23 protein-coding genes and 1 tRNA gene are annotated in these 22,936 nt (G+C 74.8%); 9 read left to right on the top strand and 15 right to left on the bottom strand.

The annotated features are described in order from the left end of the window. Positions 1–2 precede the first annotated feature (2 nt). From ACWIX6_RS21645 to ACWIX6_RS21630, 4 genes are all read right to left on the bottom strand, one after another. Complete coding sequence (locus tag ACWIX6_RS21645) at positions 3–1,112, bottom strand: hemolysin family protein (RefSeq protein ID WP_448614507.1); 1,110 nt, start codon at positions 1,110–1,112, stop codon at positions 3–5. Then, the gene (locus ACWIX6_RS21640) at positions 1,109–2,503 is read right to left on the bottom strand and encodes a hemolysin family protein (protein ID WP_448614506.1); all 1,395 of its coding nucleotides are present in this window, start codon (positions 2,501–2,503) and stop codon (positions 1,109–1,111) included. Before ACWIX6_RS21640 ends, ACWIX6_RS21645 begins: the two co-directional genes overlap by 4 nt. Positions 2,504–2,571: 68 nt before the next feature. Further along, a tRNA-Pro gene (locus ACWIX6_RS21635) sits at positions 2,572–2,648 on the bottom strand. 50 nt (positions 2,649–2,698) lie between these two features. Continuing rightward, the gene (locus tag ACWIX6_RS21630; RefSeq protein ID WP_448614505.1) at positions 2,699–3,610 is read right to left on the bottom strand and encodes a metallophosphoesterase; all 912 of its coding nucleotides are present in this window, start codon (positions 3,608–3,610) and stop codon (positions 2,699–2,701) included. Positions 3,611–3,676: 66 nt separating this feature from the next. Here ACWIX6_RS21630 and ACWIX6_RS21625 point away from each other — a divergent pair, with 66 nt between their 5' ends. After that, positions 3,677–4,129, top strand: coding sequence for a GatB/YqeY domain-containing protein (locus ACWIX6_RS21625; RefSeq protein ID WP_448614504.1), 453 nt, complete (start codon positions 3,677–3,679; stop codon positions 4,127–4,129). 27 nt (positions 4,130–4,156) lie between these two features. On the opposite strand, the gene ACWIX6_RS21620 is transcribed toward ACWIX6_RS21625, so the two are convergent. From ACWIX6_RS21620 to ACWIX6_RS21610, 3 genes are all read right to left on the bottom strand, one after another. Continuing rightward, a complete protein-coding gene (locus ACWIX6_RS21620; protein WP_448614503.1) occupies positions 4,157–6,403 on the bottom strand; it encodes a transglycosylase domain-containing protein in 2,247 nt (748 codons plus the stop codon). A 108-nt stretch (positions 6,404–6,511) separates the two neighbouring features. Next, complete coding sequence (locus ACWIX6_RS21615) at positions 6,512–7,699, bottom strand: ArsA family ATPase (protein ID WP_448614502.1); 1,188 nt, start codon at positions 7,697–7,699, stop codon at positions 6,512–6,514. Further along, positions 7,696–8,688 (bottom strand): ArsA-related P-loop ATPase, encoded by a 993-nt coding sequence (locus tag ACWIX6_RS21610; RefSeq protein WP_448614501.1) that lies wholly within the window; start codon positions 8,686–8,688, stop codon positions 7,696–7,698. The genes ACWIX6_RS21615 and ACWIX6_RS21610 overlap by 4 nt, the downstream gene beginning before the upstream one ends. A gap of 120 nt (positions 8,689–8,808) precedes the next feature. On the opposite strand from ACWIX6_RS21610, the gene ACWIX6_RS21605 reads away from it, so the two are divergent. From ACWIX6_RS21605 to ACWIX6_RS21595, 3 genes are read left to right on the top strand one after another with little or no spacing between them, the layout of a single operon-like run. Further along, the gene (locus ACWIX6_RS21605) at positions 8,809–8,982 is read left to right on the top strand and encodes a hypothetical protein (RefSeq protein ID WP_448614500.1); all 174 of its coding nucleotides are present in this window, start codon (positions 8,809–8,811) and stop codon (positions 8,980–8,982) included. Between the two features lie 10 nt (positions 8,983–8,992). Further along, the gene (locus tag ACWIX6_RS21600) at positions 8,993–9,463 is read left to right on the top strand and encodes a RidA family protein (RefSeq protein WP_448614499.1); all 471 of its coding nucleotides are present in this window, start codon (positions 8,993–8,995) and stop codon (positions 9,461–9,463) included. Further along, positions 9,460–10,257, top strand: coding sequence for an NUDIX hydrolase (locus ACWIX6_RS21595; protein ID WP_448614498.1), 798 nt, complete (start codon positions 9,460–9,462; stop codon positions 10,255–10,257). Before ACWIX6_RS21600 ends, ACWIX6_RS21595 begins: the two co-directional genes overlap by 4 nt. Positions 10,258–10,479: 222 nt before the next feature. Here the strand turns inward: ACWIX6_RS21595 and ACWIX6_RS21590 are convergent, their stop codons facing one another. Together ACWIX6_RS21590 and ACWIX6_RS21585 are read right to left on the bottom strand one after the other, a co-directional pair. Further along, positions 10,480–11,154 carry a Crp/Fnr family transcriptional regulator gene (locus tag ACWIX6_RS21590; RefSeq protein ID WP_448614497.1) on the bottom strand — a complete coding sequence of 225 codons (675 nt, stop codon included), beginning with the start codon at positions 11,152–11,154 and terminating at the stop codon, positions 10,480–10,482. Between the two features lie 170 nt (positions 11,155–11,324). Further along, the gene (locus ACWIX6_RS21585; RefSeq protein ID WP_448614496.1) at positions 11,325–11,609 is read right to left on the bottom strand and encodes a hypothetical protein; all 285 of its coding nucleotides are present in this window, start codon (positions 11,607–11,609) and stop codon (positions 11,325–11,327) included. Positions 11,610–11,756: 147 nt separating this feature from the next. Between ACWIX6_RS21585 and nth the strand changes: the two genes are divergently transcribed. Genes nth through ACWIX6_RS21560 form a run of 5 tightly spaced genes read left to right on the top strand, consistent with a single transcriptional unit; the run spans position 11,757 to position 15,670 of the window. After that, positions 11,757–12,608, top strand: coding sequence for an endonuclease III (gene nth, locus ACWIX6_RS21580; RefSeq protein WP_448614495.1), 852 nt, complete (start codon positions 11,757–11,759; stop codon positions 12,606–12,608). Then, a complete protein-coding gene (locus ACWIX6_RS21575; RefSeq protein WP_448614494.1) occupies positions 12,605–13,186 on the top strand; it encodes a TlpA family protein disulfide reductase in 582 nt (193 codons plus the stop codon). The genes nth and ACWIX6_RS21575 overlap by 4 nt, the downstream gene beginning before the upstream one ends. After that, positions 13,183–13,974, top strand: coding sequence for an NUDIX hydrolase (locus ACWIX6_RS21570; protein ID WP_448614493.1), 792 nt, complete (start codon positions 13,183–13,185; stop codon positions 13,972–13,974). The genes ACWIX6_RS21575 and ACWIX6_RS21570 overlap by 4 nt, the downstream gene beginning before the upstream one ends. Beyond that, on the top strand, positions 13,971–14,483 hold the full coding sequence (locus tag ACWIX6_RS21565) for a plastocyanin/azurin family copper-binding protein (RefSeq protein ID WP_448614492.1): 513 nt from the start codon (positions 13,971–13,973) through the stop codon (positions 14,481–14,483). The genes ACWIX6_RS21570 and ACWIX6_RS21565 overlap by 4 nt, the downstream gene beginning before the upstream one ends. Before the next feature lie 14 nt (positions 14,484–14,497). Then, on the top strand, positions 14,498–15,670 hold the full coding sequence (locus ACWIX6_RS21560) for a MarP family serine protease (RefSeq protein WP_448614491.1): 1,173 nt from the start codon (positions 14,498–14,500) through the stop codon (positions 15,668–15,670). Between the two features lie 252 nt (positions 15,671–15,922). On the opposite strand, the gene ACWIX6_RS21555 is transcribed toward ACWIX6_RS21560, so the two are convergent. From ACWIX6_RS21555 to ACWIX6_RS21530, 6 genes are all read right to left on the bottom strand, one after another. Continuing rightward, entirely contained in the window at positions 15,923–16,762 is an 840-nt protein-coding gene (locus ACWIX6_RS21555) for an alpha/beta fold hydrolase (protein ID WP_448614490.1), read from the bottom strand. Between the two features lie 106 nt (positions 16,763–16,868). After that, the gene (locus tag ACWIX6_RS21550; RefSeq protein ID WP_448614489.1) at positions 16,869–17,372 is read right to left on the bottom strand and encodes a phage holin family protein; all 504 of its coding nucleotides are present in this window, start codon (positions 17,370–17,372) and stop codon (positions 16,869–16,871) included. A 250-nt stretch (positions 17,373–17,622) separates the two neighbouring features. After that, positions 17,623–19,593 carry an acetate--CoA ligase gene (gene acs / locus ACWIX6_RS21545; RefSeq protein WP_448614488.1) on the bottom strand — a complete coding sequence of 657 codons (1,971 nt, stop codon included), beginning with the start codon at positions 19,591–19,593 and terminating at the stop codon, positions 17,623–17,625. Between the two features lie 140 nt (positions 19,594–19,733). Then, a complete protein-coding gene (locus ACWIX6_RS21540; RefSeq protein WP_448614487.1) occupies positions 19,734–21,065 on the bottom strand; it encodes an esterase in 1,332 nt (443 codons plus the stop codon). 121 nt (positions 21,066–21,186) lie between these two features. Further along, positions 21,187–22,215, bottom strand: a complete 1,029-nt coding sequence (locus tag ACWIX6_RS21535; protein WP_448614486.1) for an S-adenosylmethionine:tRNA ribosyltransferase-isomerase — start codon at positions 22,213–22,215, stop codon at positions 21,187–21,189. Then, positions 22,212–22,913, bottom strand: a complete 702-nt coding sequence (locus tag ACWIX6_RS21530; RefSeq protein ID WP_448614485.1) for an SDR family NAD(P)-dependent oxidoreductase — start codon at positions 22,911–22,913, stop codon at positions 22,212–22,214. Before ACWIX6_RS21530 ends, ACWIX6_RS21535 begins: the two co-directional genes overlap by 4 nt. Between the last annotated feature and the right edge of the window lie 23 nt (positions 22,914–22,936).

Below are 22,936 nucleotides of genomic sequence, written 5' to 3'. Positions count from 1 at the left end.
GCTCATCTTCCCCCGGCGCCGGCTCCCGCCGTCCTGCCGGCCCCGGACCCGACGGCCGAGGCCGCGGCCGCGCGCCCCTCGTCGGCGGCGTCCCGGACGTCGCCGATCAGCTGCTCCAGCACGTCCTCCAGGGCCACCAGGCCGACCACCTCGCCGGCCTCGCCGGTCACGCGGCCCAGGTGCGACCCGGTGCGCCGCATCTCCTGGAGCACCTCGGGGAGGTGCTCGCCGGGGGAGAGCTCGACGAAGTCCTTCACCGCCTGGTCCGGGATCGGCTGCTCCCGCGACGTCGGACCGCTCCCCAGCACGTCCTTCACGTGCACGTACCCGGTCAGCGTGCCGTCGTCGGCGCGCACCGGGTAGCGGCTGAAGCCGTGCTCGGCGACCACCGACTCGAGGTCCCGCGGGGTGGCCGAGCGCGGCACCGTCACCAGCTGGCCGGGCTCGATGAGCACCGACCGGACGTCGTGCTGTTCGAACGTGAGAGCGCCCGCGGCCAGCTCGCTGACCTCGCTGCCCAGCAGCCCCTCCTGCCGGGACTGGCTGATCATCGAACGGATCTCCGACTCGTCGAAGCTCGCCGCGATCTCGTCCCGGGGCGTCACCCCGAACAGCCGCACGAAGGCGTTGGCCGTGACGTTGAAGAACCAGATGAACGGCCGGAGCACCCGCACCATGACCGCCAGCGCCGGACCGAGGGCCAGCGCCGCGCGGTCCGGCCCGGCGATGGTGATGTTCTTGGGCACCATCTCGCCCAGCACCATGTGCAGCACGGTGACCAGCGCCAGCGCGATCACCAGGGCGATCGGGTGCAGCAGGGCCTCCGGCGCACCGATCGCCGCCAGCGGGACCTCGATGAGGTGCGCGACCGCCGGCTCGCCGACGGCGCCCAGGCCCAGCGAGCACAGCGTGATGCCCAGCTGGGCGCCGGCCATCATCTGCGAGACGTTCCGCAGCGCGGCCAGCGTCTTCTGCGCCCGGACCGACCCGGCCGCCGCGCGCGGCTCCAGCTGGTCGGCGCGGACCGACACCAGCGCGAACTCCGCGGCGACGAAGAAGGCGTTGCCCAGCAGCAGGGCGACCAGGACCAGCAGGCTGACGACGTCGCTCATGCCTGCGCCACCTCGCCGGCGCGGACGGCGGTCGCCCCGCCGGGACGCCGGGAGACCTCCGCGGCCACGGTGTCCCCGTCGGTGTCCCCGTCGGCGTCGCGCGCGGGCAGGGGGTCGGCGCTCAGCCGGGCCAGCCGCCGTCCCTCCACGTCGGTCACCGTCAGCCGGTGACCGTCCACGTCCACCGAGTCGCCCTCCTCGGGCAGCCGGGCGAGCGCGTCGATGACGTAGCCGGCCACGGTCTCCCAGCGGCCCTCCGGGACGTCGATGCCGGTCCGGTCGCGGACCTCGTCGGGGCGCAGCAGCCCGGAGAGCTCCCAGGTGTCGCCGGCGCGGCGCAGCTGGCGCAACGGGCGGTCGGTCTCGTCGGTGATCTCCCCGACGAGCTCCTCGACGATGTCCTCGAGGGTGACGATGCCGTGGGTCGCCCCCCACTCGTCGACGACCAGCGCCATCTGCAGGCCCTGGTCGCGGAGCAGGTCCAGCAGCGGGTCCAGCCGCAGCGACGAGGGGACGGCGAGGACCGGGGCGGCCAGCTCGCCGGCGCTGCGCTGCTCCCGCTCCGCCTCGGGGACCGCGACCGCGTGCTTGACGTGCACCACCCCGGTGACCTCGTCCAGGTCGGCCCCGTAGACCGGGAACCGGGAGTTGCCCGAGCGGATGGCCGCGTCGATCACGTCGGCGGCCGTGGCGCTGGCGCTCAGCGTCCACAGCCGGGTGCGGGGGGTCATCACGTCGGTGGCGTACTTCTGCCGCAGCCCCAGCGACCGGCCGAGCAGCCGTGCGGCGACGGGGGAGAGGTCGCCCTCCTCGGCCGACCGGCGGGCCACGGCGGCGAGCTCCTCGGCGCCGCGGACGTCGTCCAGCTCCTCCTTGGGCTCGAAGCCCAGCCGCCGCACGATGCCGTTGGCCAGCGCCTGGAGGACGCGCAGCACCGGGCCGCTGACCGTGGTGAAGGCGCGCATGCCCGGGGCGACCACCCGCGCGGTCCCCAGCGGCCGGGCGATGGCCAGGTTCTTGGGGCCGAGCTCACCGAGCAGCATCTGCAGCGTGGTGGCCAGGGCGATGGCCAGCCCGACGGCCACCGCCGGCGTCGCGGAGGCCGGCACCCCGACGGCCTCGAGGACCGGCTCCAGCAGTCCGCCCAGCGCCGGCTCGGCGAGGAAGCCCACGACCAGCGTGGTGATCGTGATGCCCAGCTGGGCGGCCGAGAGCTGAGTCGACAGGCCGCGCAGCGCGGTCACCACCCCGGCCGCGCCGCGGTCACCCCCGTCGGCGGCCCGCTCCGCCTGCCCGCGGTCCACGGTGGTGAAGGAGAACTCGGCTGCGACGAAGAAACCGGTCAGTGCGGTGAGCAGCACCGCGGCCAGGAGGAGCAGCCATTCGGTCATCGGCGGGTGGGTGCCCCCGGGGGAGGTGCCGGAAACGACTCAGGGACCGCCGATCGGCGGTCCCTGAATGGTCGGGGTGACAGGATTTGAACCTGCGGCCTCGTCGTCCCGAACGACGCGCGCTACCAAGCTGCGCCACACCCCGCGGTGCGCCGACCACTCTATCCGACCGGCGCGACGCGTCTCCCGCCGGTGTCACCCGGTCCGTGCGGTGAGGGTCAGCAGCGTCGCCTCCGGTGGGCAGGCGAACCGCACCGGCGCGTAGGGGCTGGTGCCCAGCCCGGCCGACACGTGCAGCCAGGTGCCGTTGGGCCGCGCCGTCGTCGGCTGCGCCCAACGGTGCAGCCAGCGGACGTGCTGCCGGTCGATGCCGCAGTTGGTGACCAGGGCGCCGTAGAAGGGCACCCGCAGCTGCCCGCCGTGCGTGTGCCCGCACAGCAGCAGGTCCTGGCCGTCGGCGACGAACTGGTCGAGGACCCGGGGCTCGGGGGAGTGCACCAGCCCCAGCCGCAGGTCCGCCGTGGGGTCGGCCGGACCGGCCACCAGCTCGTACCGGTCCCGCTGGATGTGCGGGTCGTCCAGGCCGGCCAGGGTGATCCGGCGGCCGTCGACGACGAGCTCCCCGCGGGCGTTGGTGACGTCGACCCAGCCGCGCGCGGTCATCGCGTCGCGCAGGTCCCGCCACGGCAGCTCCTCGCCGTGCACCCGCTTGTGGTCGGTCCAGAAGTACTTCAGCGGGTTCTTCGGACGCGGCGCGAAGTAGTCGTTGCTGGAGAGCACGAAGGCCCCGGGGAGGTCGAGCAGCGGGTCCAGCGCCCGCAGCGTCGCCGGGACGGCGTCCATCCCGGCGAGGTTGTCCCCGGTGGTGATCACCAGGTCCGGCTCCAGCGCGGCCAGCCCGGCCACCCACTCCTGCTTGCCGGTCTGCCCGGCGGTCATGTGCAGGTCCGACAGCTGGAGCACCCGGAGCGGGTCCGACCCGGGGGCGAGCACCGGGACGTCGAAGCGGCGCAGCGTCCACCGGGTGCGCTCGTAGAGGCCGGCGTAGGCCACGGTGGCGGCGCCGGTCGCGAGGACGGCGGTGGGGACGGCGGTGAGCGCACGCATCCCCCGAGCCTAGGGCTGCCGGGAGGAGGGCATCCCGGGTGACCGGGCGGGTGGCAGGCTGGACGCGTGCCCGAGCTCAAGGACCGCCTGCGTACCGACCTGACCACCGCCATGAAGGGCCGTGACGAGCTGCGCACCGCGACGCTGCGCATGGTGCTCGCCGCGGTCACCGCCGAGGAGGTGTCGGGCAAGGAGGCGCGGGAGCTGTCCGACGACGAGGTGCAGGGCGTGCTGCGGCGGGAGGCCAAGAAGCGCCGGGAGGCCGCGGAGGCCTTCGCCGGGGCCGGCCGGAGCGAGCAGGCCGAGCGCGAGCGTGCCGAGGAGGCGGTGGTGGCCGGCTACCTGCCCGCGCAGCTGGGGGACGCCGACCTCGCGGCCCTGGTGGCCGACGTGGTCACCCGCACCGGGGCGTCCGGCATGAAGGACATGGGCCGGGTGATGGGCGCCGTGCAGGCCCAGGTCGCCGGCCGCGCCGAGGGCGGCCGGGTCGCCGCCGAGGTCCGCCGCCAGCTCGGATGAGGAACCCCGTTCGGCCGGGTGCTCCCCTTACTGGGTGGGGCTGGGCGACGCCGGGTCGACCGGGGCGGGAGGCGGTTCGGGGGACGGCGCGGGCTCGGGGGCGGGCGCCGGCTCCGAGGATGGGGCGGGGTCGGACGACCGGGGCGCCGGGCTGCTGCTCCGCCGCGGCGTCGAGCGGCGGTCGTCGTCATCGTCGTCGTCCCGCGGGGTGGACAGGACGGCGCCGCCGCCCTTGGTGCCGGCCGCGACGGCGGGGTCGGCCGGGGGGAACTTCCGGGTCGGGCCCTGGTCCAGGATCGGCTTCATCGCGTCGTGCCAGATCTGCGCGGGCCGGCCGCCGCCGTAGCTGCCGACGTCCTGGTTGCCCTTGGGGTTGAGCACCATGACCGAGGCGGTGTAGTCGGGCATGAAACCGACGAAGGCCGCGGAGAACCGGCTCTGCGACGTGCCGGTCTTGCCGGCGATGTCGTGGCCGGGGACGTTGGCCCGGGTGCCGGTGCCGGCGCTGCTCCGCACGTCGTCCAGGAGCGCCTGGCTGAGGGTGTTGGCCACACCCGGCGGGATGGCCTCCGGGGTGCAGTTGTCGTTCGTCACGACCGGGGAGCCGTCGTCCCGGGTGAGCGGCTGACCGGACCCGTCGAGGATCTGCACGACCGGGGTCGGTGCGCAGCGGGTGCCGCTGGCGGCCAGCGTCGAGTAGGCGCTGGCCAGGTAGAGCGGGCTGGTCTCGATCGGGCCGAGGGTGAAGGAGGCCTGCCGCCCCTCGATGACCTCCTTGGCCCGGTCCTCGGGCAGGTTGAGGCCCATCCGCTGGGCCATCGTCACCGGCCCCCCGAGGCTGCCGAGGGTGTCCTCCAGACCCACGAAGTAGGTGTTGGAGGACCGGACGAGCGCGTCGTGCATGGTCAGCGTGTTGGGCAGCGTGCCGACGTTGCCGATCGGCCCGTAGGCCGGACCCCGGGTGCCGCCGTTCTTCTTGAAGACCCGGGAGTAGTAGGGGTCGCTGGTGGTCAGCCGGTAGTTGATCCCGTAGCCCTGCTCGAGGGCGGAGGCGGCGGTGAAGACCTTGTAGGTCGAGCCGGACCCCTGGCTGGGCACCACGTTGAGCAGCACCGACTCGCAGGATGGGTCGACGGCGCTGTCGCAGCCGTAGCGCCGGTTGGTGCTCATCGCCAGCACCTCGCCGGTCCCCGGCTCGACGGCGGTGTAGATGCCGGCCAGGTCCGCGCCCATCGGCAGGCTGTTGAGCACCGCCTGGTCGCCGGCGGCCTGCATGTCCGGGCGCAGCGTCGTCTGGATCGTCCAGCCGCCGTTGTCGATCTCGGTCTGGGTCAGCCCCAGCGTGCCGGTGAGGTACTGCTCGAGGTAGCCGCAGAAGAAGCCGCCGATGCTGGCGTAGGCGCAGCCGTTCGGCGGCCGGGCGCCGGGCGCGGTCTCGACCGGGGCGGCCGACACGTCGGCGAGCTCCTGGTCGGTGATGTGGCCCAACTGGTGCATCCGGTTGAGCACCTGGTCCCGCCGCACCTTCGCGGCCTCGGGGTTCACCAGCGGGTCGTCGTTGGTCGGGCTCTGCACCAGCCCGGCCAGCATCGCGGCCTGCGGCAGCGAGAGGTCGGCGGCGTTGACGCTGAAGTAGGTCTGCGCCGCGGCCTGGATGCCGTAGGCGCCCTCACCGAAGTAGGCGATGTTGAGGTACCGGGTGAGGATCTCGTCCTTGGAGTACGTCTGCTCCAGGGCGAGGGCCAGCCGGGCCTCCCGCAGCTTGCGGGCGACGCCCTCCGGCCCGTTCTGCTCGACCGCCGCCGCCCGCTCGTCGGCGGTGTCGGCGGTCTGCAGCAGGGTCTGCTTCACCAGCTGCTGGGTGAGCGTGGAGCCGCCCTCCTGCACCTCGCCGGCAGCCAGGTTGGTGGCCAGCGCCCGCATCGTGCCCTGCACGTCCAGGCCGTTGTGCTCGTAGAAGCGGCTGTCCTCGATGTCGACGATGGCCTGCTTCATCACCGGCGAGATCTGCTCGGGGGCGACCGGCGTCCGGTTGTTCACGTAGAACTGGGTGATCACCGAGCCGTCCGCGGCCAGCACCGTGGTGTTCCCGTTCGGCGTGGCGTCGGTCAGCTCGACCGGCAGGGCGTCCAGCAGGGACGCCGAGTTGCGAGCGACCAGACCCGTCCCACCGATCCAGGGGAACAGCAGCGCGGCGACCAGCACGCCGGCCACGACGATGATCGCGGCCAGCTTGCCCAGGGCGCCGAGACGGAGGCGTGCAGAAGCAGACATCGCAGGCCAAGGTACCTGTCCCCGGAGGCCGGGTGGCGCCCGTCGCACGCCGACGCGCGAGCGCCCCGGTGCACCGTTACCGGGCCGTTGTACGTCCCGGCGCGTCGCTCAGGGACGCGCCGGGAGGACCCGGCTGCGCGGCGTGCCGGTCGGGGTGTCGTCCTCGGCGCCGAGCAGCGCCGAGGCCATCGTCCGCAGCCCCGCCAGGTCGTGGACGTCGCCGGCTGCGGCGGGCACCGTGCGCATGCCCACCTCCGGGTGCGCGCTGGTGAACCGGTCGGCCAGCCGCTGTTCCCGGGTCGCCAGCAGCATCCGCTCGGCGTGCACCCGCAGCGCTCCCGCGGCGAGCTTGGCCCCCCGGCCTCCGGCCTCGGCCACCGCCTCGGCGGCGGCCTCGGCCCGGTTCGCCGACAACGCCGTCGTCGCGGGAGGGTGCGTGCGGTTGAGCACCAGGCCGGCCAGCGGCATCCCCTCGGTGGACAGCCGGTCCACGAAGTAGGAGGCCTCGCGCAGTGCGTCCGGCTCGGGGGCGGCCACCACCACGAACTGCGTCCCGGGCTCGCGGAGCAGCTCGTAGGTCGCCGTCGCCCGCTCGCGGAACCCGCCGAACATCGTGTCCAGGGCGGAGACGAACGAGGAGATGTCGCTGAGCAGCTGGCCGCCGAGGATCTTGCTGATGATCCGGCTGAAGATCATGAAACCGGCCCCCACCAGCCGGACCCCGGCCCGCCCGCCGGCGCGGGCGGGCGCGGTCAGCAGCCGGATCATCGTGCCGTCGAGGAATCGGCTCATCCGGTTGGGGGCGTCGAGAAAGTCCAGCGCCGAGCGGGACGGCGGCGTGTCGACGATGACCAGGTCCCACCGCTCGGTGGCCCGCAGCTGCCCCAGCTTCTCCATCGCCATGTACTCCTGCGTCCCGGCGAAGGACGAGGACAGCGCCTGGTAGAACGGGTTGGCCATGATCAGCTCGGCCCGCTCGGGGGTCGAGTGCGCGGTGACGACGTCGTCGAACGTCCGCTTCATGTCCAGCATCATCGCGTCGAGCCGGCCGGCGGCCCCCGGGACGTCGACCTGCCGCGGCTCGTTGTCCAGCTCCTCCAGCCCCAGGGACTGCGCCAGCCGGCGAGCCGGGTCGATGGTCAGCACGACGACCGTCCGGCCGGCTCCCGCGGCCGCCAGGGCCAGCGCCGCGGACGTCGTCGTCTTGCCCACCCCGCCGGAGCCGCAGCAGACGACGATCCGGGTCGACCGGTCGGCGACCAGCGCGGCCAGGTCCAGGGCCGGGGCCGCGGTCACGCCGCCACCTCGGTGCGCAGGTGCCGCCCCAGCCGGTCGGCCAGCTCGAACAGGCAGCCGACGTCGACCGGCCCCACCGCCTGCGGCAGCTCCACCGTCGGGCGGCCCAGCTGCTCGACCACGCCGCGCAGCGCGTCCTGCGCCGCCCAGCGCTGGGCGTGCTCCACGGCCTCGGCGGCCAGGGCGTCGGCCAGGTCGGGGCCGCCGGACACTCCGGCGGCGTCCAGGGCCGGGGCGAGGTCGGCGCCGGTGAGCCGGCCCTCCGCCGTCCGGGACAGGCTCGCGGCCGGCAGCAGCGGCTCGGTGGCCATGTTGACGATCACCGACCCCACCGGCAGCCTGGCCGCGGTCAGCTCACCGATCGCGTCCGCGGTCTCCTGCACCGGCATGTCCTCCAGCAGGGTCACCAGGTGCACCGCCGTCTGCGGTGAGCGGAACACCGCCATGACCCCCTCGCTCTGGGTGTGGATCGGGCCGGAGCGGGCCAGGCCCGCGACCTCCCCGGTCACGTTGAGGAAGCGGGTGATCCGGCCGGTGGGCGGGGCGTCGACGACGACCGCGTCGTACACCGGCCGCCCGTCGTGGCGGCGGGTCACCGCCTCCTTGATCTTCCCGGTGAGCAGCACGTCGCGCAGGCCCGGGGCGATCGCGGTGGCGAAGTCGACCGCGCCCATCCTGCGCAGCGCCCGGCCGGCGCGCTTCAGGTTGTAGAACATGTCCAGGTACTCGAGGAATGCGGCCTCGACGTCGATGGCCAGCGCCTTCACCTCGCCGCCGCCGCGGGCCACCGCCACCCGGCGCTCCTCGTAGGGCAGCGGCGGGGTGTCGAAGAGCTGCGCGATGCCCTGCCGCCCCTCGGTCTCGACCAGCAGCACGTGCCGGCCGTCGGCGGCCAGCGCCAGGGCCAGGGCGGCGGCGACCGTCGTCTTCCCGGTACCGCCCTTGCCGGTGACGACGTGACACCGCACGGAGGACGGCTCGGGGTTCACCCTCGCCAGCCTACGAGTCGGAGGACCCCCCTGCCCCCCAGCGCTCGGAGGCTCGCGCCGGGCCCCTGCGGCGGGGCCGTTCCATCCTGTCGCCCTCCCGGCTGCGCTAGCGTCCCGGTCATGAGTGCACCCACCCGCCGTACCTGGGAGTACGCCACCATCCCGCTGCTGATCCACAACACCAAGGCGATCCTGGACTCGTGGGGTGTCGACGGGTGGGAGCTCGTGACCGTCCTGCAGGGCCCGGGCGGCGGCGACCAGCTGGTCGCCTACCTCAAGCGCCCGACGAGCTGAGGGGCCGGCGATGAGCGACCCGGCACAGGGCTGGCACGCCCGGCTCCGCGAGCTCGGCATCCGGCTGCCACCGGTGGCCGCGCCGGTGGCGGCCTACGTCCCGGCGGTCCGCGCCGGCCAGCTGGTGTTCACCTCCGGCCAGCTGCCCTTCGTCGACGGCGGGCTGCGCCGCACCGGCAAGGTGGGTGGCTCGGTCGAGGTCGAGGACGCGGCCGCCGACGCCAAGGTCTGCGCCCTCAACGCGCTGGCCGCCATCGACGACCTGGTCGGCCTGGACGCCGTCGCCCGGGTCGTGCGGGTCGTCGGCTACGTGGCCAGCGCGGAGGGCTTCACCGGCCAGCCCCGGGTGGTCAACGGCGCCAGCGAGTTCCTCGGGCGGGTGTTCGGTGACGCCGGCGTGCACGCCCGCAGCGCCATCGGCGTGGCCGAGCTGCCGCTGGGCTCCCCGGTCGAGGTCGAGCTGACCGTCGAGCTGCGGTGACGGTGATCCGGCAGGCGGCCACCGTGCTGCTGCTGCGCGACGGCGCCCCCGGCCTGGAGGTCTACCTGCTGCGCCGCACCAAGGGGATGCCCTTCGCCAGCGGCATGACCGCCTACCCCGGCGGCGGGGTCGACCCGCGGGACGGCGACACCGACGTGCACTGGGTCGGCCCCGCGCCCGCGGAGTGGGCGGCCGCCTGGGGCTGCGACGAGCGGTTGGCCCGCGAACTGGTCTGCGCCGCCGTCCGGGAGACCTTCGAGGAGGCCGGCGTCCTGCTGGCCGGGCCGGGGGACGGGGCGACCGTCGTCCCGGACGTGTCGGGTGACGACTGGGAGGCGCAGCGGCAGGCGCTGCTCGCGCGGGAGCTGTCGCTGTCCGAGCTGCTCGCCGGGCGGGGACTGGCGCTGCGCTCGGACCTGCTGCGGCCCTACGCGCACTGGATCACCCCGCCCGAGGAGGCGCGGCGCTACGACACCAAGTTCTTCGCCGCGCTGCTGCCGGTCGGTCAGGAGGCGCGCGACGTCTCCGGCGAGGCCGACGAGGCCGTCTGGACGACGCCGGGGCAGGCGCTGGCCGACTACGCTGCGGGCACCCGGTCCATGCTGCCGCCGACGATCCACACCCTCGGTCAGCTCCAGCTGTTCCCCGACGCGGCCGCCGCGATGGCCGGCTCCCCGCCGGCGCCGCTCGAGCCGATCAGCCCCACCTTCGAGCGGGGCCCGGGCGGGACCTGGGCGGTGCTGCCCGACGGCACCCGCATCCGGCTGGTCACGCCACTCACATCGCGACCCTGACGGGCCGCACCGCGATGACATCGCGACCCTGACGGGCCGCACCGCGATCAGGTGCCGGCGCCGGCTGCGTTGAGCCGTTGGCCGTGTCCCGGTGAGGGACCCTCCGGGTCCCGTCCCCGGGCCACCTCGCTCCGCTCGGGTCCGCACCGGCGCTCGGCCCGTAACGCAGGAGAGCCCCCTCCGGCGAACCGGAAGGGGCCCTCGGGCAGGTGGGTCCTTTTGTCAGCGCGCGCGGCGGCGGAGGCGTTCCTCGTCGAGGACGACGACCGACTTGCCCTGCAGCTGGATCCAGCCACGGTGCACGAAGTCGGCCAGCGCCTTGTTCACCGTCTCGCGGGAGGCGCCGACGAGCTGGGCCAGCTCCTCCTGGGTCAGGTCGTGCTTGACCCGCAGGCCGTCGCTCTCCCGGCTGCCGAAGCGGTCGGCCATCTGCAGCAGCGCCTTGGCCACCCGGCCCGGGACGTCGGTGAAGATCAGGTCGGCGACCGAGTCGTTGGTGCGGCGCAGCCGGCGGGCCAGCACCTGCAGCAGCCGCTCACCCACCTCGGGGTGCGCCTCGATCCACGGACGCAGCATCGCCTGCGGCATCTTGGCCAGCCGGACGTCGGTGACCGCGGTGGCCGACGCCGTGCGCGGGCCCGGGTCGAACACCGACAGCTCGCCGAACTGGTCCGACGGGCCCATCACGGCCAGCACGTTCTCCCGGCCGTCGGGCGCCCGGCGGGACAGCTTGATCTTGCCGGAGAGGACGACGTAGAGGCTGTCGCCGGGCTCGCCCTCGTTGAAGACCACGCGCCCGCGGGGCAGCGTGACCGTCTCCAGCTGGCTCGCCACGGGTTCGACGGACTCGTCCGACAGTCCCTGGAAGAGACCGGACTGGGCAAGGACCTCGTCCACGCGCACCTCTCGCAACGTCCTCGCGGGTGCGATGGCGACCCGCGTCCAGGGGAGTCTAGGGCCTGTGTCACGCACGCCAACTCCGGAACGTCACCAGCTTGCCCACTCTGAGTGGGTCGGGCCAGTCGGGCCTGTCGCCCGGGGGTGCTCAGGCCCGGCGCGCCGGGCCGTCAGCGGGGTTCGGCGGTCTCCATCGGGACGCCCCGGTCGGTGACCGCGCGCTGCCCGGTCCCGCGCTCACGGCCCACGCCGCGACGGCGGCGGCGCCAGCGGCTCATCGCCCGGCGGATGCCGGAGCTGGCCAGGGCGTCGACCTCGCCGGCCGTGGCCGTGCCGAGGAACTCCTCGACCTCGCGCTGGGACGTCGGCCGGCGCAGCGGCTCCTCCACCCGCTCCATCACGAGCAGGAAGGCGATCAGCAGCGGCGGGAAGAGGATGACGATGAGGGCGACCACGCGGCACCTCCTCGGCGACGTGTCCGGGCCGCGTCGGGCCCGGGGGGAGGGACGACCGCGTCCAGCGGTCGGGCGGCGTCCGGCGCACGCTCCGCCGTCGAGTATGACCCGTCGGTGCCGTCGTCGCCGCGGCCTACCCTCGTGCGCGTGTCGCAGCCCGTCCTCCAGCCGTCCGGCGCCCAGCCGTCCGGCGCCCAGCCGTCCGACGTCCAGCCGGACGCCCCCGCCCGGCGTCCGGTGCGCGCGGTGCGCCCGGCCCGCGCCGTCCGCCTCGGGCTGCCGCCGTACGACCCGGCGGAGAGCCCGCTGGCCCGCACCCGGCGCGCCCGCCGGATGGCCCGCGAGCTCGCCGTGATCCACCCCGATGCGCACTGCGAGCTGGACTTCACCACTCCGCTCGAGCTGCTGGTGGCCACCGTCCTCTCGGCCCAGACCACCGACCGGACGGTGAACCGGGTGACCCCGGCGCTGTTCGCCCGGTACCCCGACGCGGCCGCCTACGCCGGCGCCGACCGCGCCGAGCTGGAGGAGCTGCTCAAGCCCACCGGCTTCTTCCGGGCCAAGGCGAACTCGGTCATCGGCCTGGGACAGGCGCTGGTCGAGCGCTTCGACGGGGAGGTCCCCGGGAACCTGCCCGACCTGGTCACGCTGCCCGGCGTGGGCCGCAAGACGGCGAACGTCGTCCTCGGCAACGCCTTCGGGGTCCCCGGGCTGACCGTGGACACCCACTTCGGCCGGCTGGTGCGCCGGTTCGGCTGGACCGCGGAGGAGGACCCGGTCAAGGTCGAGACGGAGATCGCCGAGCTCGTCCCGAAGAAGGAGTGGACGATGTTCTCCCACCGGGTGATCTTCCACGGGCGACGGGTGTGCCACGCGAAGAAGCCGGCCTGCGGGGCATGCGGGCTGGCCTCGTGGTGCCCGTCGGCCGGGATCGGCCCGCTGGACCCCGAGGTCGCCGGCCGGCTGGTGAAGAGCCCCGCTGCCTCGGACACCGAGTGAGCCGGGCCGCGCGGCTGGCGGCCGCCCCGGTCGCCGTCGGGCTGCTGCTCGGCGGCTGCTCCGGAGCGGACGAGGAGCAGCCGGCTCCGGTGCCCGACGTCGCGTCGGCCGAGACCGACCTGGCCGCGTGCCCGGAGCAGCCCGACCAGCCTGCCGCGGCCGGGGGTCTGCCCGCCCTCCGGCTGGAGTGCTTCACCGGCGGCGCGGTGGACCTCGGCCGTGCCCCCGGGGTGCCCACGGTGCTCAATCTGTGGGCCAGCTGGTGCGCCCCCTGCCGGGAGGAGCTGCCGGTGGTCCAGCAGCTCGCCGACGCGGCGGGGGACCGGGTGCGCGTCCTCGGCGTGGTCAGCAAGGACGGCGTGCCGCAGGCGACGTCCTTCGCCGCGGACGCCGGCGCCACCTTCCCCAGTGCCTTCGACGGCGACGGCGCGCTGATGGACGGGCTGGGGATCCGGGCGCTGCCCTACACCTACTTCCTGGCCGCGGACGGCTCCCTCGCGCACGTCGAGGTCGGCCCGGTGGACTCCCTGGAGGAGTTCGAGCAGCTGGTCGCCGACCACCTGGGCGTGACGCTGTGAGCTCCCTGCCCACGGCCCCGGACGGACTCCCCGCGCACCTGCGGCGGCTGGTCGCCGCCGCCGGCGACCTGCCGCTCCCACACCGGCACGGCGCGCCCAGCGCCACCGCCCGCCGCTCGGCGGTGCTCATCCTCTTCGGCACCGGCCCGGCCGGCCCGGACGTGCTGCTCATCGAGAAGTCCTCCCGGCTGCGCAGCCACGCCGGCCAGCCGGCGTTCCCCGGCGGCGGCGCGGACCCGGGGGAGGACTACCCCGTGGGGACGGCGTTGCGGGAGGCCCACGAGGAGGCCGGCGTCGACCCGGCCGGCGTCCGGGTGCTGGCCACGCTGCCCGAGCTGTTCCTCGGGCCCTCGGACAACCTCGTCGTCCCGGTGGTGGGCTGGTGGGACGACCCGCGCGAGGTCACCACGGGCGACCCCCGCGAGGTGGCCCGGGTGGCGCGCGTCCCGCTGGCCGACCTCGTCGACCCGGCGAACCGCTTCCGGGTGCGGCACCCCTCGGGCTACGTCGGGCCGGCGTTCGGGGTGGCCGACATGGTCGTGTGGGGCTTCACCGCCGGGCTGCTGGACGCGGTCCTGGAGGCTGCCGGGCTGACCCGCCCCTGGGACACCCGGGACGTCCGGCCGCTCGCCGTCCCCCCGCCGGCGCCGGGTGCCGCCGGTCCGGCCGACGGTCCGGACGCCGACGAGGTCGACCCGCTGGACGACGACGCCGCCGACCGCGCCGCGCCGACGGTCGCCGACGACGCCGGACCGGGCCCGGCGCCGCGTACGGTTCCCGGGCGATGAGCGCTTCTGCGGCCACGAGCGGCGCCCTGCCTCCAGTCCGGTCCGGCGCGTCCGCGACGTCGCGCCGGGTCCCGCGCGGCCGGGCGCTGCTGGGCGGGCTGCTGCTCGCCGGCGGCCTGCTCGCCGGCTGCGGCGGCGGTGAGCCGACCCTGCCGGAGGCCACCCGGACCCCCGGCCCCGCGGTCGGCGCGGTCACCACGGCGCCCGACGGGGTGCAGGAGGTCGTCCTGGAGACCGGGGACGACTACGTCTTCACCCCGGCCGCGTTCACCGTCGCCCCAGGGCCGGTGCGGGTCACCGTCCGCAACGTGGCCGAGCAGATGACCCACAACTTCGAGTTCACCCCGGACGCCGGCCCGGCCGCCATCACCGAGGCGATCCCCTACCTGGCGCCGGGGGACTCCGACACGGTCGAGTTCACCGTCTCGACGCCGGGCGACTACCCGTTCGAGTGCAGCTTCCACGTCGCGCAGGGCCAGGTCGGCACCATGACGGTCACCGAGGGCTGAGGGGGTTGTCCGTCGTGGACCTGGTGCTGATCGTCCTCGCCCTGCTCTTCGCGCTGTCCGGCTTCCGGCAGGGGCTGATCGTCTCGGCCGCCTCGTTCGTCGGGTTCTTCGGCGGCGCGGTGCTCGGAGCGCAGCTGTCCGGCCCGGTGGCCGCCGACCTGGCCGACACCAGCGTCAGCCGGGTGTTCGTCGCGCTGGTCGTCGTCCTGGTCGGGGCGCTGCTGGGCCAGCTGCTGGCCGGGGTGGTGGGCCGGGCGATCCGCACCCGGGTCACCTGGGAGCCGGCCAAGGTGGTGGACGCCGTCGCCGGCGCCGTGGTCTCCGCCCTGGCTGTGCTGCTGGTGGCCTGGATGGTGGCCACGCCGCTGGCCAGCTCGCCGTTCCCCGGCGTCGCCGGCCAGGTCCGTCAGTCCTCGCTGGTGCAGGCGGTCGACCGGGGCGTGCCCGACGACGTCCGCTCGCTGTACGACTCGCTGCGGGAGGCGATCGACCGGCAGGGGCTGCCCGACGTCCTCGACCCGCTCACCCCGACCGAGGTCCGCGACGTGCCGGCGCCGGACCAGGCGCTGCTCGCCAGCCCCGTGGTCGGGCAGGTGCAGGGCTCGGTGGTGCAGATCCGCGGCGTCGCCACCGCGTGCTCACGGCAGATCGACGGCTCGGGTTTCGTGTACTCCGACGAGCGGGTGATGACCAACGCGCACGTGCTGGCCGGGGTCACCGCCCCGGTCGTCACGGCCGAGGGCGAGAGCTACGACGCGACCCCGGTGTACGTCGACGAGGCCACCGACGTCGCGGTGCTCGCCGTCCCCGGGCTGCCCCAGGTGCCGCTGGCCTTCACGCCCACGCCGGTCGACTCCGGCGCCTCGGCCATCGTGATGGGCTATCCCGGTGGCGGCGGGCTCTACGTCGGGCCGGCGCGGGTGCGCGACCGCGGTGAGATCAGCGGCCCGGACTTCCGCGCCGAGGGGACCGTCGTCCGCGACGTCTACGCGCTGTTCGGCCAGGTGCGCGCGGGCAACTCCGGCGGGCCGCTGCTGGCCACCGACGGCTCGGTGCTCGGGGTGGTCTTCGCCTCGGCCATCGACGACCCGGACACCGGCTACGCGCTCACCGCCGACCAGGTCGCGACGGCCGCCACGACCGGGATCCAGTCCTCCGCGGCCGCCGACACCGGCGCCTGCGAATAGAAGGACCCCGCCCCCCTCACCCCTCGCGAGCTCGGGGCGAGCCTCTGGACGGGGCCTGACTGCCCCCCACCGCTCGCAAGCTCGCGGCGGGCCCCTGCAGCAGGGCCACTGACGCGCTGGACGGGGCCTGACTGCCCCCACCGCTCGCAAGCTCGCGGCGGGCCCCTGAACGGGGGCCGTTCGAGCTCGCGGCGGGCCCCTGAACGGGGGCCGGCCCGAGCTGGCGAGGGTCGGGGAGGAGCGGGTCCTTCGTCAGCGGGCCCAGCGGGCGATCGCGTCGGTGACCTCGGCGGCCGCCTCCTCGTGCGGGAAGTGCCCGACGCCTTGCAGCTCGCGCCACTCGTAGGGCCCCGCCACGTAGCGCCCCGACCCGCGGGCGGTCTGCGGCAGCACGCAGCTGTCCAGGGCGCCGTGCAGCTGCAGGGTGGGTGCGGTCACCGGCGCGGCCATCCGGCGGGCGAAGCGCAGCCCGTCCGGCCGCAACTGGGAGCGGCCGGCCCAGCGGAAGTACTCCATCGCCCCGTAGGCCGCCTGCGGGATCCGGGACGCCGACCGGTAGCGCGTGACGGCCTCGGCGAAGTCGGCGGTGCCCGCCCAGTCCGGGCCCGACCAGCGGCGCATCAGCTCGGCCACCGGGTCGTCGTCCGCGCGGGTGAGCCGCCGCTCGGGGAGCCGGGGCAGCTGGAAGCGCAGCGCGTAGCGGGAGGCGTGCCGCTGCCGGGCGTCGACCATCCCGGCCCGCAGCCGGCGGGGGTGGGCCATCGACAGCACGACCAGCCTGCGCACCGTCCGAGGGTGCAGCGCGGCCATCGTCCAGCCGACGAGGCCGCCCCAGTCGGACCCCACGACGACCGCCTCCGTCTCGCCCAGCGCACGGACGACGGCTGCCGCGTCCTCGGCCGCGGTGGGGAGGTCGTAGCCGCGGGGTGGCTTGTCGCTGGCCCCGTACCCGCGCAGGTCCGGGGCGACCACCCGCAGCCCGGCGTCGGCGAGCCCCACCAGCTGCGACCGCCAGGCCCACCAGAACTCCGGGAAGCCGTGCAGCAGCAGCACCAGGGGGCCTTCGCCGGCCTCGGCGGCGTGCAGCCGCACGCCGTTGGCGGAGACGTCGCGGTGCGACCAGGGGCCGGGCAGCAGGACGCTGGTGGCGTCGGGCTGCCCGGGCCCGGGCAGCGGTGCGCTGGTCAGTGCGTCGTGCTCAGGTCAGCCGGGCGTGCGCGTCCTGCCGGACCACCTGCCCGCCGCGCACGGTGGGCAGGTCGCGCTGCCGCTGGCCGGGGGACTCGCGGCGCAGCACGTCGGGCAGGTCGTGCAGCGTCTCGAGGGTGCGCTCGGGCTTCTCGATCTTCTTCACCATCCGCCAGCCGATCAGCCCGGCGATCGCGGCCAGCAGCACGAGCAGCGCGAAGACGATCAGGTAGGACACCCACCGCGGCAGGCCGAGCCAGGTGAGGAACTCGGCCAGCGTGATGAAGAAGAAGACGGCGGCGAAGGCGGCCAGCACGCCGGCGACGGCGAACGCCCCGGCGCTGATGCCGCCGCGCTTGACCGACGTCCCGATCTCGGCCTTGGCCAGCTCGATCTCGCTGCGGATGAGGGTCGACACGTCGGTCATGGCGCTCTTGGCGAGCGTGCCGATCGAGGGCTCGGCCGGCCCGGCGGCCTTGCCGGTGAGGTGGGACGTCGTCGCGCTGTGGGCCACGGGTGGCTCCTCCCTGGTCAGCGCCGAGAGCGGTGCGCACGGCGGTTCTGTCGGTGATCGTGCCGCATGATCGTCGCCACCGCGTCCCGGGACCCCGCCCGCGGAGTGGGTCCGTCGGCGTGGCGCCGACGGACCCACTCCGGTGAGGCCCCGCTGCAGGGGCCCGCGCCGGGCGTGCGAGCGGCAGGGTCAGGCCCCCTTCAGGGTCCCGCCCTGAGCCTGGGAAGGGTGGGGGGAAGGGGGTCCTTCATCAGTCCTCCGAGGCGGAGGAGGGGAGCTTGGAGCTGATCAGGTCCATCACCGAGGAGTCGGTGAGCGTGGAGACGTCCCCCAGCTCCCTGTTCTCGGCGATGTCCCGCAGCAGCCGGCGCATGATCTTCCCCGAGCGGGTCTTGGGCAGCTCGGCGACGACCATGATCTGCCGGGGGCTGGCGATCGGCCCGATCTCCTTGCGGACGTGCTGGCGCAGCGTCTTGACCAGCTCGTCACCGGAGTCCTCGGCGTCCCCGCGGAGGATGACGAAGGCCACGATGCCCTGCCCGGTGGTCGGGTCGGTGGCGCCCACGACCGCGGCCTCGGCCACCGTCGGGTGGCTGACCAGCGCCGACTCCACCTCGGTGGTGGAGATGCGGTGCCCGGACACGTTCATCACGTCGTCCACCCGGCCCAGCAGCCAGATGTCGCCGTCCTCGTCGAGCTTGGCGCCGTCCCCGGCGAAGTAGATGCCCTCGCCGTACCGGGACCAGTAGGTGTCCTTGTACCGCTGGTCGTCACCCCAGATGGTGCGCAGCATCGACGGCCACGGCTCGGTGAGCACCAGGTAGCCGGTGGCTCCCGGCTCGATCGGCTTGCCCTCCTCGTCGACCACCTTGGCGCTGATGCCGGGCAGCGTGCGCTGCGCGGAGCCGGGCTTCAGCGTGGTCACGCCCGGGAGCGGGGTGATCATGTGCGCGCCGGTCTCGGTCTGCCACCAGGTGTCCATGATCGGGCAGCGGCCGCCGCCGATGTTCTTGTGGTACCAGAGCCAGGCCTCTGGGTTGATCGGCTCACCGACCGAGCCGAGCAGCCGCAGGCTGGACAGGTCGAACCCGGCCGGGACGTCGTCGCCCCACTTCATGAACGTGCGGATGGTGGTCGGGGCGGTGTAGAGGACCGTGACCTTGTACTCCTGGACGATCTCCCACCAGCGGCCGCGGTGCGGGGTCTCCGGCGTCCCCTCGTACATCACCGACGTCGTCCGGTTGGCCAGCGGCCCGTAGACGATGTAGCTGTGCCCGGTGACCCAGCCGACGTCCGCCGACGTCCAGAAGACGTCGGTGTCGGGCTTGATGTCGAACACCGCCCAGTGGCTGTAGGCGACCTGGGTCAGGTAGCCGCCGGAGGTGTGCAGGATGCCCTTGGGTGAGGCCGTCGTCCCGGAGGTGTACATGATGTAGAGCGGGTGCTCGGCGTCGAAGGACTCCGCCTGGTGCTCGGTCGACTGGCCGGCCACCACGTCGTGCCACCAGACGTCGCGGCCCTCGGTCCACTCGATGTCCTGCTCGGTGCGCTTGACCACCAGCACGGTCCGCACCCCCTGGGCCTTCCCCAACGCCTCGTCGACGTTCGGCTTGAGGGCGCTGGGTGCCCCGCGGCGGTAGCCGCCGTCGGCGGTGATGACGACCTTCGCGTCCGCGTCGGTGATCCGGCTGGCCAGCGCGTCGGGGGAGAAGCCGCCGAAGACGACCATGTGGACGGCGCCGATCCGGGCGCAGGCCAGCATCGAGACGACGGCCTCGGGGATCATCGGCAGGTAGATCGCCACCCGGTCCCCGGCCTGCACGCCGAGCTCGGTGAGGGCGTTGGCGGCCCGGCAGACCTCGTCCTTGAGCTCCGCGTAGGTGATCGTGCGGGTGTCACCGGGCTCGCCGACCCAGTGGTAGGCGACCTGCTCGCCGTGCCCGGCGTCCACGTGGCGGTCCACGCAGTTCACCGCGACGTTGAGCTTGCCGCCGACGAACCACTTGGCGAACGGCGGGTCCGTCCAGTCCAGCGCCTGGTCCCACTCCTGCGTCCAGTCCAGCCGGCGGGCCGCCTCCTCCCAGAAAGCGACCCGGTCGGCGTCCGCGCGCTCGTAGACGTCCGCCCCCACGTTGGCCTGCGCGCTGATGCTCTCCGGCGGGGGGAAACCGCCCTCGGGGCTGCTCAGGCCCTGGGCTTCGCTCGTCCCGGTCTCGCTCATACGCCACCTCCGCGGTCCGCGCGCCGCCGTCCCGCCGGGCGACGCTGCTCGTACACAACCTATGGCCCCGGTCACGTCCGCGTCTCCTCGACCGGAGCACTTCCGCGGTCCGGGCGCCGGACCGCCCGGACGCCGGGGACTCAGCCGGTGGGGGTGCAGTCCTGGACGTCGAACTGCCGCTGCGGGACGGTGAACCGGCAGCCGTAGCGGGGGTCGGCCACCACGGCCGGGTCGAGCACGTCGTCGCCGTCCGGCCGCACGCCGTCCTCCACCCAGGTGACCAGGTCGGCGAAGGCCTGCCGGTACTCCTCGTCGCTGAAGTCGCAGTGCTCGACCCCCCGGATGGCCCGCTGCACCAGCAGGTCCTCGTTGCCCCGGCGGGCGGCGTCCCGGGCGTACTCCTGCTCCATGCTGAACGGCACGAACAGGTCGCCGAGGTCGTGCATGGTCAGCACCGGGACGTCGAAGCGCCCGGTGATGACCGGCACCCCGGACAGCCCGCGCTTCCCGCGGGCCGCCTCCACCCGCAGGACCTCCGCGTTGAGCGCCTCCTCCTCCGCGGTCAGCGCCGGGTCGGAGTCGAGCTGGTAGACGGTGTCGGCGTTGCCGCCGACGGCCCCCTTCTCCTGGCCCAGCCCGGGGAAGACGGGGTACAGGGTGAACAGGAAGTCGGCGAAGGCGGCGAAGCCCAGGTCGAACAGCGGCCGCTCACCGCCGGTGCGCTGCTCGGTCAGCGCGCGGAGGTCCTGGCCGGCCTCGGTGAGGACCGCCGGGTAGGGGGTGCCCAGCTCGGTCCGCATCTGCGCGGCCGTCGTCTCGACGTAGTCGGCGGGGGCGGGGTAGACCGGCGGGGTGTCGGTCAGTGCCTGGGCGGCGGCGTTGTAGTCAAGGAACGTGTCGAAGAGCCGGCGGTCGCCCATCACGCCGCAGACGGGCATCGCCCCGGCGTACTCGTGCCGGTACCGCTCGATGGAGACGCCGGTGACGTGGCCGCCCATGGAGACCCCGGCCAGGTACCGCCGGCCGGGCTCGCCGATCGTCCGGTCGAAGTGCCGCACCAGCCGGTGCGTGCTCCGCACCCCGGAGGCGACGTCGTAGCCGTTCTCGTCGTAGCTCGACGCGGCCCAGGCGTAGCCCTGCTCGACGAGGTACCGCCGCAGGCCCTCGGGCGGGGTGTCCACGGTCAGCTCGGCGCCGGTGCCGCGGTAGCCGTGCGCCCACATCACCAGGTCGCCGTTCCACGCGTCGGGCACCTCGATCCGGTACCCGGCGTCGTGCAGCACGCCCCAGGACCGGGATGTCGCGGTCCCGGGCAGGGCGTCGAAGGGGAGCGCGTCCTCGTCCACGACGTACTCCACCTCCGGCGGCTGCGGGTACCCGTCAGCGGAGGCCGAGGCCGGGGTGACCACGGTGGTGGCCGCCAGCGCCACGGCCAGCGGCACCAGGAGCGCACGGATGCGGCGACGGGTCATGGGGGCCTCCGGACGTCAGCTCTGGCGTCCGTCGACCGTAACGCGTTGTGGCGCACATCACACGAGCCGTGTCCGAGCACCCTGGCGGGACCCGGACCCGGGCCCGCGCCCCGGCACCCCGTCACGGGAGGATCAGCGTCGAGTCGCCGAACTCGTGCCAGAGCAGCCGCTCGTCCACCGCCCGCTGGTACGCCAGCGCCACCAGCTCCGGCCCGGCCACCGCCTCCAGCAGCTGCAGGTGGCTGGCCTCGGGAGCGTGCAGGCCGGTGACCAGCCCGGTCACCACCCGCGCCGGCCGCTGCGGTCCCAGTACCAGGTCCGTCCAGCCGGCTCCGGCCCGGGTGACCCCGTCGGCGCCGGTGACCGTCTCCAGCGCCCGGGTCACAGTGGTGCCGACGGCGACCACCCGCCCGCCCGCGGACCGGGTGGCGTTGACGAACCGCGCGGTGGCCTCGGGCACCGCGAACCGCTCGGGCGCCGGCGGCTCGTGCAGCTCCGGGCTGGACACCCCGGTGTGCAGGACCAGCGGCACCACCGCGATCCCGGCGGCCATCAGCCGGACCAGCAGCGGTGCGGTGAACGGCCGGCCCGCGCTGGCCATCTCCGCGCTGCCCGGCTCCGTGGCGTACACCGTCTGCAGCGCCGCGAGCGGCACCGGGCCGGCCAGGTAGCCGTACCGGACGGGGCGGCCGTGCGCGGCCAGGTGCGTCCGGGCCGGGACCTGCGGAGTGGTCTGCGCCCGCCACAGCCGCGAGGCCCGGCCGGGTTCGGGGAAGCCGTCGAGCAGCCGCAGCGTCACCCCGCCGGGGAGGTCGAGCACCGACCCGGGCTCGACGCCGAGCTCGGGGCCGGTGTTGTCCGGACGGCGCACCTCGACCACCCAGCTGCCGTCGTCCAGCGTCGTCGACACGTGCACCGGCGTGCTGACGCCGTCGGCGCGCAGTGCGTCCAGCCGGGCCGGCAGCGTCGCCGAGGTGTTGACCACCAGCAGGTCACCGGGAGCGAGCAGGTCGGGGAGGTCGCGGAAGCGGTGCGTGGTCACCGCTCCGGGGCGGGCGGCCAGCAGCCGGACGCCGTCCCGGGCCAGGCCGCGCTGCTCGGGCGGGGCGGTCGCCTCGGAGCCGGGGGGCAGGGTGAAGGTCGCGGTCATCGCCCGGCCTCCACCGGCGCGAGCTCGGCGGCCCGGTAGCGCCCGCTCGGCAGCTCGCCGGTGACCAGCCGGAGCAGCGCCGGGACGACGGTCGCCGGGGCCGGCCGGTCACTGATGTCCTCGCCCGGGAACGCCGCCTGCTGCATGTCGGTGGCCATGTCGCCCGGGTCGACGGCGTACACGCGCAGCTCCGGGTGCTCCACGGCCAGGACGGCGGACAGCTGGTCGAGCGCGGCCTTGCTCGCGCCGTACCCGCCCCAGCCGGCGTAGGCCTCCACCGCGGCGTCCGAGCTGACCAGCAGCACCCGCCCGCCGGCCCGGCGCAGCGCTGGGAGCAGCAGCTGGAACAGGGCCAGGGGTGCCACCGTGTTGACCTGCAGCAGTCGGTCGAAGGCGGCCGGCGGGAGTTCGGCGAGCCGCGGGAGCGGGCTCGGGCCGAGGTCGCTGGCGTTGGCCACCAGCAGGTCCAGGCGGTCGGGGACGACGGCGGCGAGCGCGGCCCGGTGGCCGGGGTCGGCCACGTCGCCGGCGTGGGAGGTGACCGACCCCGGGTCGGCCAGGGTGGCGACCGCGGCGGCCAGCCGGCCGGGGTCGCGGCCGTCGACGACGAGGCGCCATCCGCGGGCGGAGAGCTCGGTGGCCAGGGCGAGACCGAGGCCTCGGGAGGCGCCGGTGATCAGCGCGGTGGGGGATGTCATGGCGCTACCATCGGATCTCAAGT

This window comes from Modestobacter sp. URMC 112 (genome assembly GCF_053502575.1).
This window is presented reverse-complemented; position numbering and strand designations above follow the sequence as displayed.